13 protein-coding genes are annotated in these 11,978 nt (G+C 72.7%); 8 read left to right on the forward strand and 5 right to left on the reverse strand.

The features are described from left to right. Window positions 1-125: 125 nt before the first annotated feature. On the reverse strand, window positions 126-383 hold the full coding sequence (locus OHA84_RS22065; protein ID WP_053682571.1) for a chorismate mutase: 258 nt from the start codon (window positions 381-383) through the stop codon (window positions 126-128). A 296-nt stretch (window positions 384-679) separates the two neighbouring features. Between OHA84_RS22065 and guaA the strand changes: the two genes are divergently transcribed. The 4 genes from guaA (at window position 680) to OHA84_RS22085 (ending at window position 5,119) form a co-directional block, all read left to right on the forward strand. Next, complete coding sequence (gene guaA, locus OHA84_RS22070) at window positions 680-2,266, forward strand: glutamine-hydrolyzing GMP synthase (RefSeq protein ID WP_053682570.1); 1,587 nt, start codon at window positions 680-682, stop codon at window positions 2,264-2,266. A 127-nt stretch (window positions 2,267-2,393) separates the two neighbouring features. Further along, on the forward strand, window positions 2,394-3,164 hold the full coding sequence (locus OHA84_RS22075) for a class II aldolase/adducin family protein (protein WP_371591434.1): 771 nt from the start codon (window positions 2,394-2,396) through the stop codon (window positions 3,162-3,164). A 143-nt stretch (window positions 3,165-3,307) separates the two neighbouring features. Further along, a complete protein-coding gene (locus OHA84_RS22080; protein WP_199826644.1) occupies window positions 3,308-4,573 on the forward strand; it encodes a hypothetical protein in 1,266 nt (421 codons plus the stop codon). Window positions 4,574-4,597: 24 nt separating this feature from the next. Continuing rightward, entirely contained in the window at window positions 4,598-5,119 is a 522-nt protein-coding gene (locus tag OHA84_RS22085; protein WP_371591435.1) for a DoxX family membrane protein, read from the forward strand. On the opposite strand, the gene OHA84_RS22090 is transcribed toward OHA84_RS22085, so the two are convergent. Continuing rightward, window positions 5,065-5,289, reverse strand: coding sequence for a hypothetical protein (locus OHA84_RS22090; RefSeq protein WP_053682566.1), 225 nt, complete (start codon window positions 5,287-5,289; stop codon window positions 5,065-5,067). The two genes, OHA84_RS22085 and OHA84_RS22090, sit on opposite strands and share 55 nt — an antisense overlap. Then, a complete protein-coding gene (locus OHA84_RS22095; RefSeq protein WP_053682565.1) occupies window positions 5,276-6,562 on the reverse strand; it encodes a PspC domain-containing protein in 1,287 nt (428 codons plus the stop codon). The genes OHA84_RS22090 and OHA84_RS22095 overlap by 14 nt, the downstream gene beginning before the upstream one ends. A gap of 131 nt (window positions 6,563-6,693) precedes the next feature. Between OHA84_RS22095 and OHA84_RS22100 the strand changes: the two genes are divergently transcribed. The 3 genes from OHA84_RS22100 (at window position 6,694) to OHA84_RS22110 (ending at window position 9,919) form a co-directional block, all read left to right on the forward strand. After that, complete coding sequence (locus OHA84_RS22100; RefSeq protein WP_053682664.1) at window positions 6,694-7,998, forward strand: ATP-binding protein; 1,305 nt, start codon at window positions 6,694-6,696, stop codon at window positions 7,996-7,998. Continuing rightward, window positions 7,995-8,714: a response regulator transcription factor gene (locus OHA84_RS22105; protein ID WP_053682564.1), complete on the forward strand. Its 720-nt coding sequence runs from the start codon at window positions 7,995-7,997 to the stop codon at window positions 8,712-8,714. Before OHA84_RS22100 ends, OHA84_RS22105 begins: the two co-directional genes overlap by 4 nt. An 89-nt stretch (window positions 8,715-8,803) precedes the next feature. Continuing rightward, window positions 8,804-9,919 carry an esterase family protein gene (locus OHA84_RS22110; protein ID WP_266970117.1) on the forward strand — a complete coding sequence of 372 codons (1,116 nt, stop codon included), beginning with the start codon at window positions 8,804-8,806 and terminating at the stop codon, window positions 9,917-9,919. A gap of 18 nt (window positions 9,920-9,937) precedes the next feature. Here the strand turns inward: OHA84_RS22110 and OHA84_RS22115 are convergent, their stop codons facing one another. Beyond that, complete coding sequence (locus tag OHA84_RS22115) at window positions 9,938-11,014, reverse strand: NlpC/P60 family protein (RefSeq protein WP_266970115.1); 1,077 nt, start codon at window positions 11,012-11,014, stop codon at window positions 9,938-9,940. Between the two features lie 98 nt (window positions 11,015-11,112). Continuing rightward, window positions 11,113-11,466 carry a hypothetical protein gene (locus OHA84_RS22120; RefSeq protein ID WP_053682663.1) on the reverse strand — a complete coding sequence of 118 codons (354 nt, stop codon included), beginning with the start codon at window positions 11,464-11,466 and terminating at the stop codon, window positions 11,113-11,115. Window positions 11,467-11,566: 100 nt separating this feature from the next. Between OHA84_RS22120 and OHA84_RS22125 the strand changes: the two genes are divergently transcribed. Further along, complete coding sequence (locus OHA84_RS22125; protein WP_266949345.1) at window positions 11,567-11,944, forward strand: helix-turn-helix transcriptional regulator; 378 nt, start codon at window positions 11,567-11,569, stop codon at window positions 11,942-11,944. Window positions 11,945-11,978 lie beyond the last annotated feature (34 nt).

Genomic DNA, 11,978 nt, shown 5'->3' on the forward strand with positions numbered 1-11,978 from the left:
TGGTGGTGCGGACCCGCACCTGGCCGGCGCGGACACCGTCTCAACGAGGACTCCCCGGGCCGGTCACGGTCCGGACGAGTGACGAACACCCGCCCGCGACCGGGCCCGCACGCCCCGCGCCCGCCTCAGACGCGGCCCCGGCACAGCTCCAGCAGGGTCATGGCGAGCTGGGTGCCCGGCTTGCCGAGGGCATCGCTCCAGTGCGAGAGCACCTCCATCTCGCGTGACAGGTGCACCCGACGGCCGCCCGAGCCGATCCGGGCGTCCTGGATCACCGTCGAGACGGCCATCCGCTCCTGGATCAGGCCGATGATCCGGTCGTCGATGGCGTCGATCCGCTCACGGGAGTCGGTGATGAGCTGCTCGGGGGTGGTGACGGACATGAGGTTCTCCTGTGGGTGTGGGGGCCCGACAGGGGCGGGAACGCCAGAGCGCCCCGGTCCTGTCGGACCGGGGCGCTCTGGGAAGTCAGCGGCTCAAGCGAGCATCACGATGACCCATGGCGACCGGACCGACCGGTGCCATAGGTAAAGAGGAAGCTCAGCTGCTCGCGCATGGAACGGATTATGACCTTCCACCCCGCTCCCGGCCAAACGGGTTCGGATGGTGAGACGAAACGGCCCACCCGTCCCCCGTTAGAATCGACAAAACACACCCTCTTCCGCCGGAAGGCCTGCCCGTGCCTGAAGCACACACCGCCGCCCACGACAGCGCCCCGGACACGGTTCTCGTCGTCGACTTCGGTGCCCAGTACGCCCAGCTCATCGCCCGTCGCGTCCGCGAGGCCCGGGTCTACAGCGAGATCGTGCCCGGCACGATGCCCGTGGCCGAGATGCTCGCCAAGAACCCCAAGGCGATCATCCTGTCCGGAGGCCCGTCCTCGGTGTACGAGGAGGGTGCGCCCACCATCGACCGCGCCCTGTTCGAGGCCGGCGTCCCCGTCTTCGGCATGTGCTACGGCTTCCAGCTGATGGCGGTCACCCTCGGCGGTCAGGTCGACAACACCGGCGCCCGCGAGTACGGCCGCACCCCGCTGGCCGTCTCCAAGTCGGGATCCACCCTCTTCGAGGGCACCCCCGACAACCAGTCGGTGTGGATGTCCCACGGCGACGCCTGCTCCGCCGCCCCCGAGGGCTTCACCGTCACCGCCTCGACGAACGTCGTCCCGGTCGCGGCCTTCGAGAACGACGAGAAGAAGCTGTACGGGGTCCAGTACCACCCCGAGGTCATGCACTCCACGCACGGCCAGCAGATCCTGGAGCACTTCCTCTACCGAGGCGCCGGCCTGGCCCCCACCTGGACCACCGGCAACATCGTCGAGGAGCAGATCGCGGCCATCCGCGAGCAGGTCGGCGACAAGCGCGCCATCTGCGGCCTCTCCGGCGGCGTGGACTCCGCCGTGGCGGCGGCGCTCGTACAGAAGGCCATCGGCTCGCAGCTCACCTGCGTCTACGTCGACCACGGTCTGATGCGCAAGGGCGAGACCGAGCAGGTCGAGAAGGACTTCGTCGCGGCCACCGGCGTCCAGCTGAAGGTCGTCGACGCGCAGGAGCGCTTCCTGAACGCGCTGGCCGGCGTCTCCGACCCGGAGACCAAGCGGAAGATCATCGGCCGCGAGTTCATCCGCGTCTTCGAGCAGGCCCAGCTGGAGATCCTCCAGGAGGACGGCCCGGCGGTGGCCTTCCTGGTCCAGGGCACCCTGTACCCGGACGTCGTCGAGTCCGGCGGCGGCAGCGGCACCGCGAACATCAAGTCCCACCACAACGTCGGCGGCCTGCCCGACGACATCGAGTTCGAACTCGTCGAGCCGCTGCGCCAGCTGTTCAAGGACGAGGTCCGGATGGTCGGCCAGGAGCTCGGCCTGCCGGACGAGATCGTCCAGCGCCAGCCCTTCCCCGGCCCCGGCCTCGGCATCCGCATCGTCGGCGAGGTCACCAGGGAGCGGCTCGACCTGCTCCGCGAGGCCGACGCCATCGCCCGCCACGAGCTGACCGCCGCCGGCCTCGACCGGGAGATCTGGCAGTGCCCGGTCGTCCTGCTCGCGGACGTCCGCAGCGTCGGCGTACAGGGCGACGGCCGCACCTACGGCCACCCGATCGTGCTGCGCCCCGTCTCCTCCGAGGACGCGATGACCGCCGACTGGACGCGCATGCCGTACGAGGTGCTCGCCCGGATCTCCACCCGCATCACCAACGAGGTGCGGGACGTGAACCGCGTGGTCCTGGACTGCACGAGCAAGCCCCCGGGCACCATCGAGTGGGAGTAGTCCCCACCCGGCCCCGCCGGACCTGACGAAGCCGCCGTTCCCCTCGGGGAGCGGCGGCTTCGGCGTTCCCCTGGCCAGTTCAGGAGGGTGCCGGTACCTTGCGCCGCGAGTCGACGCCGACCGAGGAGTGGCCATGCCGGACCAGCAGCCCGCCCTGGAACCCGTCCCCGCCGACCGGTTGCGCTTCGAGCTGCCGCCCCGGCACCCGGACCCGGCCGACGAGCGTGCCCACCGCAAGGAACGGCTCGCCGGGGCGCTGCGCCTGTTCGGGCGGCTCGGGTACGAGGACGGGGTCGGCGGGCACGTCACCGCACGCGACCCCGAGTTCGAGGACCGCTACTGGGTGAACCCCTTCGGCCGGGCCTTCGCCGGGCTGGGCGCCGACGACCTGCTGCTGGTCGACGCGGACGGCCGGGTGCTGGTGGGGGAGCGGCGGGTCAACCAACTGGCGTTCGCCGTGCACGCGGCCGTGCACCGGGCCCGGCCCGAGGTGGTGGCGGTGGTGCGCACGCAGGCCCCGTACGGCAGGGCGTTGGCCGCCCTCGGCGAGCTGCTGGCTCCCGTGACCCGGGAGGCCTGCGCCTTCTACGAGGACCACGCGCTCCTCGACGAGTACGCCGGGGACGGTGACGGCGAGCGGATCGGCCGCGCGCTCGGCCCGTACAAGGCGCTGATCCTGCGCAATCAGGGGCTGTTGACGGTCGGGGACTCCGTGGACGCGGCGGCCTGGTGGTTCATCGCGGCGGAGCGGGCCGCGCAGGTGCAGCTGATCGCCCGGGCGGCCGGGAAGCCGGTGCCCGTCGACCACCGCGCCGCGGTCGCCACCAGGGAGCGGTTCGGGACGGACCTCGCGGCCTGGGTGAGCTACCAGCCGCTCTGGCAGACCGTCGCGCCGTAGGGCCGTTCCGCGCCGCCGGAAGGGTGACGTCAACATCATGAACGGTTAATCACCTGCTCTGACATCGTGCGCAATCCGGAGCACTGCCGCAGTGGTGCACAATTCGCTGGCATCGCACCGGAGTTCAGAGAGGCGGCACGCACGTGGCTGTCCAAGAGATCCCCAGAAGTACCCACGGTGGCACCTGCACCTGCGACGACTGCCCCCACGGAGCCCGGGAGGGACACCGCCGGGCGGTGGCCGCCTTCCTGGAGAAGCGCGAGGAGTTCGCCGCCGGCCAAGGCCTCCCGGCCGCCGTGTCCCGATCCGCCGGCGCCTCCCGCCAGTGGGTCTCCGACGAGCTGACCCTGTCCGCCCGCACGGTCGCCGACCGGGGCCGCGAGGCCGGGCACTCCTGGCTGTACCTGCTGTCCCGGCGGGCCGTCCTCGCCCTGTGGATCGCCGCCGGGGTGCTGCTGCTCGTCCAGGTCGGCACCGCGCTGGGCGCCGGCTGGTCGTCGGCGCGCACCGCCGGACTGCTGGCCGCGCTGGTGCTGGTGGCGCTGCTCACCGTCGGGTCCCGGGCCCAGTCGCTGCGCGGCGGACTGCTGGCCCCGCTGGTCGGCGAGGACAACCGGCTGTCCACCTCCAAGGCCGTGCCGAGCGCCTGGCTGGTCCTGATCGCCTTCTCCGTCCTGCTGCCCGCGCTGCGGCTCGCCGTCTCCTCGCCGGGGCCCGAACGCGACGCCCTGTACGCGGGGCCGGTGCTCGGGCGGGCGCTGCCATTGCTGGCGGTGCTCGCGCTGACGTCGGGGGTGGCGGTGCTGGTGCGTCGGGTGGTCTCCGTACGGATCATGGGGCAGCGGCTCCAGAAGCTGCCCGCCGACCGGCCCTCGGGCGCCGACCTGCTGACGGACGACGCGGGGCGGGGGAGTTTCGCGGACGCCCAGTACGTGCTGGTCTCCACGGTGGTGCTGGCCTTCGCGGCGGTGTCGCTGGCCCGGTTCCCCGACCGGCTGCCCCGACTGCCGTGGGCGCTGGCCCTGCTGGTGGCCCTGTCGGCCGCCGTGTACCTCGCGGCGAAGTACGCGGAGGGCAGCCGCCCGTTGGTGCTGTCGGTGGTGCGCAGACGGGAGCCCGGGGATCTGGACTCGGCCATCCGCCCCGGGGACGACATCGAGATCCGGGGCGTCGGCTTCGTGCCGCCCGGCGCGCAGACGCCGGAGATGCTGGCCCGGCTGGTGGTGCGGATCGGAACGGTGCACGTGCACGTGCCGTTGGTGCCGGTGGCCGGCGGGTTCACCAACCCGTCCGACGCGGTGCTGACCGTGCCGGTGCCGGCGGAGGTGGAACCGGGGCGCGTCGACGTCCAGGTGGTGACCGCCGCCGGAGTGGAGTCGAACCGCTGCGGCATCGACGTGGCGGAGTGAACGGCGACGCGGTAGACATGGGGCGTGACCCGAACTGACGGCGTGACCCGAACTGACGTCCCTTCCGGTGCCGCCCCCGGACTGCGGGACCTCGCCGCCCGGCACGCCCTCCTCCCCCTGCGGATCTTCCTCGGCGTGACCTTCGTGTACGCGGGTCTGGACAAGCTGACCGACTCCGCGTTCCTCTCCGCCGGCGGCGACGGCTCCATCGGCGAACTCATGCGCGGGGTCCGCGACACCTCCGCGATCCCCGCCCTGGTGGACCTGGCGCTCAAGGCGCCCGTCGGCTTCGCCGTCACCCTGGCCGTCGGCGAGCTCCTGGTGGGCCTCGGGCTCCTGGCCGGACTGCTGACCCGGATCGCCGCCCTGGGCGGCGCGTTGATCGCGCTCAGCCTGTGGCTCACGGTCTCCTGGGCGGTCACCCCGTACTACTACGGCAACGACCTGATCTACCTGATGGCCTGTACCCCGCTGATCCTCGCCGGGGCGCCCTACCTGTCGTTGGACTCCGCGATCCGCTCGCGCCGATCCCGCCGCACCGCGTAGGTCACCACCCCGACGACGGCCGCGAGCGCGAGGCCGCCCGCGGCCATCGGGACCACGGCGAACCAGGGCAGGTCCACCTCCCCGGCCGAGTCCAGCAGGCGCAGCGTGCCCGCGGTGAGCAGGACCAGGCCCGCGATCAGCCGTCCCGGCTGGAACTCATGACGCCGCACGGGCCACCTCCACCTGTCCCACACCCGCTTCGAGGTGCAGCTCGATCATTCCGCCGGCCTCGGTGCCGGCGGCGGGGAGCAACGTCTGCGACCGGTGCTCGCCGCCGGTCTTGATGCGCACCTGCCCGCCCTTCTCGCCGGGCAGCCGCAGGTCGCCCCACCGGACCGTCATGTCCGACCGCGCCGTGACCTCGCGGGGCACGACCACCTTCAGCCGGCCCGCGTCGATGGACGCCCGGACGGACAGCGTGGTGCCCTTCGGCACGTCCAGCCGGCTCAGGTCCAAGGTCGCCAGGCCGGTGCCCGCCTCGTACGAGGGCCGTACGTCGGCCACCGCGGCGGGCCGCCACGAGACGTCCCGCCAGTCCGTGCCGATCTCCTTCGGCAACGCGCTCGCCCCCGCCAGGAGCCCGGCCGTCATCAGGGACAGCAGGACGGTGCCGAAACCGGTGCGGCCCTTGACCGAACTGACGGCCAGCCCCAGCCCGAAGACGGCCAGCGCGGCGGCCAGCCCGACCGTGAGGGCGTGCGAGAGCGTGCTGCCCTCCCACACCGAGGCGGTGGCGGCGGCCCCGCCGAGCAGCGCCAGCACGAACACCCGCCCGCCGATGCCACCGCGCCCGACCGCCCGGGAAACCGGCGCGGCGGGCTTCGGCGCCCGGCCCGCGGGGGCGTCCACGTCCGCCGGACCCCACAGGTACCCGGTGGACCCCACCGGACCGGTCGTACCGTCCTTGACCAGCGGGTCCCGCCACCAGGAGGGGCTGCCGGGCGCGGGCGGCGCCTGCGTTTCGGGCGGCGGCGCCGCCCGAGACACAGGGGGGGTCTCCGCCTCCGGCGCGGCCCCCGACCGCCGCCGGGACCAGTACGAGGCCCCGCCGAGCGCCAGGATCACCAGGATCGAGAACACCCCGAGCCCGCCGTTGTCCACCATCGTCAGGAACAGCGCGCAGCCCACCAGCGCCGCGAACAACGCCGCGAGGGTCGCCCCCTCCACCCGGCCCGTCAGCAGCTTCTTCGCCTCGGACTCCTCGTCGCCGTCCTGGGGGAGCAGCAACCAGGCGAACCCGTAGAAGATCAGGCCGACACCACCGGTGACCGCGAGGACGGCCAGCACGATCCGGAACACCACCGGGTCCAGGTCGAAGTACCGGCCGAGGCCCGCGCACACGCCGGCGAGCACCTTGTCGCGCCTGCCGCGGCGCAGGGGAGGGTGTTCGGGAGGGGCGGGGGCCCCGGAATCCGCCGGAGGGGCCTCGTGTACTTCGGTCATGGGTCCATGGTGACGGGCCGTCGGCCCCCGAGGAATCCGGCCCGACCCTGGGACAACCCTGATATCCCCCCGATCGAAGTGGGGGGCTGCCCTGATGCCCCGCGCCCGCCGGCCGTGTGACCATCAGTGCCATGCCCGCAGCCGCCGCCCCCCGCATCCCGCACGTACAGGAGTCCCCGCCGGGCTCCGAGGCACCGCACCGCAAGCTCTACCGCAGCGCCGACGGCCGGATGCTCGGCGGGGTCGCGCGCGGGCTCGCCGGGCACCTCGGGCTGCCCGTCGTCTGGGTCCGCCTCGCGTTCCTCGGCCTGTTCATGTGGGGGGACGGCCTCGGGATCCTGCTGTACGCCGCGTTCTGGGTCTTCGTACCGCTCGGCATCGGCGGCCGCACCGGACACCGCTCCTACTTCGAGACCCTCCCCGACGGCGGCCGGCGCCTGCGCAAACCCGACAAGGGGCAGGTCACCGCGCTGATCGCGCTGTGCGTGGGCGCCGGCATCTTCTTCTCCCAGCTCCGGGTCGGCGGCACCAACGGCCGCTACATCTGGCCCACGCTGCTCGTCGGCGCCGGCGTGGTGCTGGTCTGGCGACAGGCCGACAACGCCCGCCGCGCCCACTGGAGCGCCGCCGCCGGACGGCACGGCCGACTGCTCCAGGCGGCCAGGGCGCTCGCCGGGGTGGCCCTGGTCTGCGTGGGCCTGACCGTGTTCATCGTCGTACGGGGCTCCGCCGCGCAACTCGGCAACGTCCTCACCGCCACCCTCGCCGTCCTCGTCGGCGTCGCCCTGCTCGCCGGCCCCTGGCTGATCCGGATGACCCAGGACCTCTCCGAGGAACGCCTGATGCGCATCCGCGCCCAGGAACGCGCCGAGGTCGCCGCCCACGTCCACGACTCGGTACTGCACACCCTCACCCTGATCCAACGCAACGCCGAGGACGTCGGAGAGGTGCGCCGCCTCGCCCGCGCCCAGGAACGCGAACTGCGGAACTGGCTCTACAAGCCCGAGGGCACCGGCAAGGACGAGGCCGAGGAACCCACCACGCTGGCCGACGCCGTGAAGCGGACCGCCGCCGAGGTCGAGGACCACCACGGCGTCCCCATCGAGGTCGTCGTCGTCGGCGACTGCCCGCTCGACGAGAAGCTGTCCGCCCAGGTCCAGGCCGCACGCGAGGCGATGGTCAACGCCGCCAAGTACGGTGGCGAGGGCGGACCGGTACAGGTGTACGCGGAGGTCGAGGGCCGCACCGTGTTCGTGTCCGTACGGGACCGCGGCCCCGGATTCGACATCGACGCGGTACCGGACGACCGGATGGGCGTACGAGAATCGATCATCGGCCGGATGCAGCGCAACGGCGGGACCGCGCGGCTGCGGTCCGCGCCCGACGGCGGCACGGAAGTCGAGCTGGAGATGGAGAGGGCGGCGAACGCAGCATGACCGAGGACAACGCGAACACCGGCGCGCCGACCGGGGGAGCCCCCGACGCCGGCCCGGGGAGGGTCCGGGTGGTGCTCGTCGACGACCACCGGATGTTCCGCACCGGCGTACAGGCCGAGATCGGCGAGACCGCGCGGACCGGCGTCGAGGTCGTCGGCGAGGCCGCGGACGTGGACCAAGCCGTCACCGTCATCACCGCCACCCGCCCCGAGGTGGTGCTCCTCGACGTGCACCTGCCCGGTGGCGGCGGGGTCGAGGTGCTGCGGCGCTGCGCCCCCCTGATGTCGGCCGCCGAGAACCCGGTGCGGTTCCTGGCGCTGTCGGTGTCGGACGCCGCCGAGGACGTCATCGGGGTCATCCGCGGCGGCGCGCGCGGCTACGTCACCAAGACCATCACCGGCGCCGACCTGGTGAACTCGATCTTCCGGGTGCAGGAGGGGGACGCGGTGTTCTCCCCCCGGCTCGCCGGTTTCGTGCTCGACGCCTTCGCCTCCACCGACGCACCGCCCGTGGACGAGGACCTCGACCGACTCACCCAGCGCGAGCGCGAGGTGCTGCGGCTGATCGCGCGCGGCTACGCGTACAAGGAGATCGCCAAGCAGCTCTTCATCTCGGTGAAGACCGTGGAATCCCACGTCTCGGCGGTGCTGCGCAAGCTCCAGCTCTCCAACCGGCACGAGCTGACCCGCTGGGCCACGGCCCGCCGCCTGGTGTGACCCCGAGAGGGTCGCGGGCCGCGGCCCTGTGATCCACGACGCACCGGCGGAGGGGAACCGGGACAGGTTCCGAGGGCCTCTTCGCCGGCGTGACGAGCCTGACCGGGACCCCCATCTTCGTGACGGCGATCGCCCTCGCGGTGATCGCCGTGCTGCTGCCCCTGCTGCTGTGGGGCAAGGCGCGCGGACCCGCCGTCGTGCGCGTCGCCACCCGCGGCCTGATGGTGGTCTTCGCGCAGGTCACCGCCATCGCGCTGGTGTTCGTCGCGGTCAACCGGGAGGAGAACTTCTACGCCTCCTGGGGCGACCTGCTCGGCACCGGGAAGTACGTCACGGCCGCCCCCGACCTCGGCCCGGACGGGCTCGGGGGAGCGAAGGCGGCCGAGGTGGCCCGCGAGCCCAAGGTCCGCCAGGAGTTCCGACCCGTCGAGGGCGTCGGCGGTGGCGTCCGCACGACCGAACTCGACGGGAAGATCTCCGGGGTCAAGGGCGACGTCATGGTGTGGCTGCCGCCGCAGTACGACGATCCCGCCCACAAGGACCGGAAGTTCCCCGTCGTCGAACTGATCCCCGGCATCCCGGGCACGGGCAAGTCCTGGTTCCAGGGCCTCAAGGCGCACGAGGTGCTGGAACCGCTGATGAGGAACGGCACGGTGCGGCCGTTCATCCTGGTCTCGCCCCGCGCCATGCTGCTCGGCAACGGCGACACCGGCTGCGCCAACATCCCCGGCAAGGTCAACGCCGACAGCTGGTTCAGCGTCGACGTCCGCAAGATGGTCGTCGACAACTTCCGGGCCTCGGACGAGGCCCGGAACTGGGGCGTGGCCGGCTACTCGGCCGGCGCGTACTGCGCCGCCAAGCTGGCGATCCTGCACCCCGACCGCTACGGCGCGGCCGTCTCCCTGTCCGGCTACAACGACCCGGGCCAGGAGCCCAGCTCGCTGGTGGCCAAGGACCCCGAGCTGCGCCGCACCCACAACCTGAAGGAACTGCTCAAGGCCCGGCCCGCGCCGCCGGCGGTCGCGCTGTGGATGTCGGGCGCCGAGCACGACGGCTACCTGTCCGGGATGGACCTCAAGGCCCTCGCGAAGAACCCGACGACGGTGCACGCGGAGAAGATCACCGGCGGCCACAACCTGGAAGCCTGGTCCAAGCAGCTGCCGCAGACCTTCGGCTGGCTCAGCCGGCAGGTCAAGACGCCGTAGGAGCCCGCGGGTCCGGGGCTACGCGGGTCGGGAGGCGCCCGCCCAGGGCATCGAGTCCACGGGGGCCACCCGGACCGTCGAGCCGGGGCGCGGGGCGTGGATCATCTGACCGTTCCCGATGTACAGGCCGACGTGCGTCACTCCGGAGTAGAAGAACACCAGGTCACCCGGGGCGAGTTGGTCGCGGGCGACCCGGCGCCCGGCGTTGATCTGGGTGTAGGTGGTGCGGGGCAGCGAGACCCCGGCGGCCCGCCAGGCGGCCTGCGTCAGGCCCGAGCAGTCGAACGAACCCGGCCCGGTTGCGCCCCAGACGTACGGCTTGCCGATCGCCCCGTGCGCGAAGGCGATGGCCCGCGCGGCGCGCGAACCGTCGGCGGGCGCCGGCGCGGTGGTCCGCAGGCCGGCCGGTGACACCGCGCCGGCCGGCGCGCCGGCGGCGGTGACGGTGCTCGGCGCCGAGCGGGCCTCGTACGCCGCCCGCTCCTCCGCGGTGAGCTTCGCCAGCAACCGCTTGGCGGTGGCCAGCCTGCCCTCGACGAGGGCCTTGGTCTCGGCGAGTTCGTCCCGCCGCCCGCGCAGGTCCGCCAGCCGCCCGGAGGCCTTCTCGCGCACCTTCGCGACCTGGCCCAACTGGGCCCGTACGGAGGCCACCTCGGCCGCGGTACGGTCGCCGGTCCGGCTCAGGAACGCGGCCCGCTCCAGGTACTCCTGCGGGTCCTCGGCCATCGCCAGCTGGACCGCGGGCCCCAGACTCCCGCTGCGGTACTGGCCGGCGGCGAGGGAACCCAGCGCGCTGCGCGCGGTGTTGAGCCGGTCCGTCCGGCGCGCGGCCTCGTCACGCAGGCCGGTCAGCTCCCGTTCGGCCTCGTCGGCCTTCTCCTTCGCCCCGTTGTACCGCTCGGTCGCCGCCTCGGCCTCCTCGTAGAGCCGGTCCACGTCCGCCGCGACCTGGGCGGGACTCTGACGGGGCTCGGCCTGGGAGACGCCTTCGAAGGCGGTGGCGGTGGCAGCGCCCGCGAGGGCGAGGGTGGTGGCCGCGGTCCGTACGGCGGGGCCGGAGAGCGGGCGCTGCCTGGGCTTTCGATGACTTGCCACGGGGGCGTCACGTCCTTCCGTTGGTCTTGGGGGAGGACGTTAAACCTGAAGGTAACGGGCCGATGACGAGATGACCCGAATCGACCGCAGTTGACCGGTCAGTGCCAGAGCAGGGCGATAAAGATATTGGCGATGGTCAGTCCGCCGACCGCGCCGAAGAGGGCCTTGTCCACCCGCTCCTCGTCCCGCTTCACGTAGACCAGCGCCAGGATCACGAAGAGGACGGCGAGCTTCACGCCTATCTTGACCTGGTTGATCGTGCCGCCGTCCATCTCCCGGAAGCCGACCAGCAGCACGCCGGTCACGAGCATGGTCAGCGCGCCGTGCAGCATCGCCGGGACGAAGCGGGCGGTGCCCGCCCCCATCGCCTTCATCTGGGTGAGGAATCCGCCGAGGAGCGAGGCGATCCCGATGATGTGCAGGCCGACGAAGACCTTGATCAATACGTCCATGTCGTCGAGCGTACGGGGCGCCCCCCGAGCCGAATCCGGCAGGTCGGCGAGGGCCGCGCGGGCCCGGCGAGACCCGTCCTGGCCTGCGTAGAGTGAGGACATGGCCGCCACTCCCGCCGCTGACCCCGCCGCTGATCCCGCCGCTGAACCAGCCCACCCCGACGTCGACCGGCCGGATGTCGATCGGCTGGAAGTCGACCGACCGCACGTCGACCGGCTGGAACTCGTCGAGGTCCTCGCGGCGCTCGGACATCCCGTCCGGCTGGAGATCGTGCGCAGGCTCGCCTCGGGCTCGGAGGCGTTCTGCGGCGAGGTGGTACCCGACCTGCCGCGCTCCAGCGTCACGCACCACCTCAAGACGCTGTACGAGAGCGGAGTGATCACCCGCCGCCCCGCCGGGCGCCGGCTCTACCTGGCCCTGCGGCGAGATGACCTGGAGCTGCGCTTCCCCGGACTGCTGGCGTTGGTACTGGGCTGACCCGCCTTCGGAAGAGCCCGGACCCGGACCGGAC

The organism is Streptomyces sp. NBC_00513 (genome assembly GCF_041431415.1).
Classification (GTDB): Bacteria; Actinomycetota; Actinomycetes; order Streptomycetales; family Streptomycetaceae; genus Streptomyces.

What these genes read in the sequence shown, in the direction of transcription:
- OHA84_RS22105 (WP_053682564.1), top strand. Translation starts at nt 7,995, where the DNA reads ATGACCGAGGACAACGCGAACACCGGCGCGCCGACCGGGGGAGCCCCC.
- OHA84_RS22125 (WP_266949345.1), top strand. Translation starts at nt 11,567, where the DNA reads ATGGCCGCCACTCCCGCCGCTGACCCCGCCGCTGATCCCGCCGCTGAA.
- OHA84_RS22120 (WP_053682663.1), bottom strand. Translation starts at nt 11,466, where the DNA reads ATGGACGTATTGATCAAGGTCTTCGTCGGCCTGCACATCATCGGGATC.
- OHA84_RS22100 (WP_053682664.1), top strand. Translation starts at nt 6,694, where the DNA reads ATGCCCGCAGCCGCCGCCCCCCGCATCCCGCACGTACAGGAGTCCCCG.
- OHA84_RS22095 (WP_053682565.1), bottom strand. Translation starts at nt 6,562, where the DNA reads ATGACCGAAGTACACGAGGCCCCTCCGGCGGATTCCGGGGCCCCCGCC.
- OHA84_RS22065 (WP_053682571.1), bottom strand. Translation starts at nt 383, where the DNA reads ATGTCCGTCACCACCCCCGAGCAGCTCATCACCGACTCCCGTGAGCGG.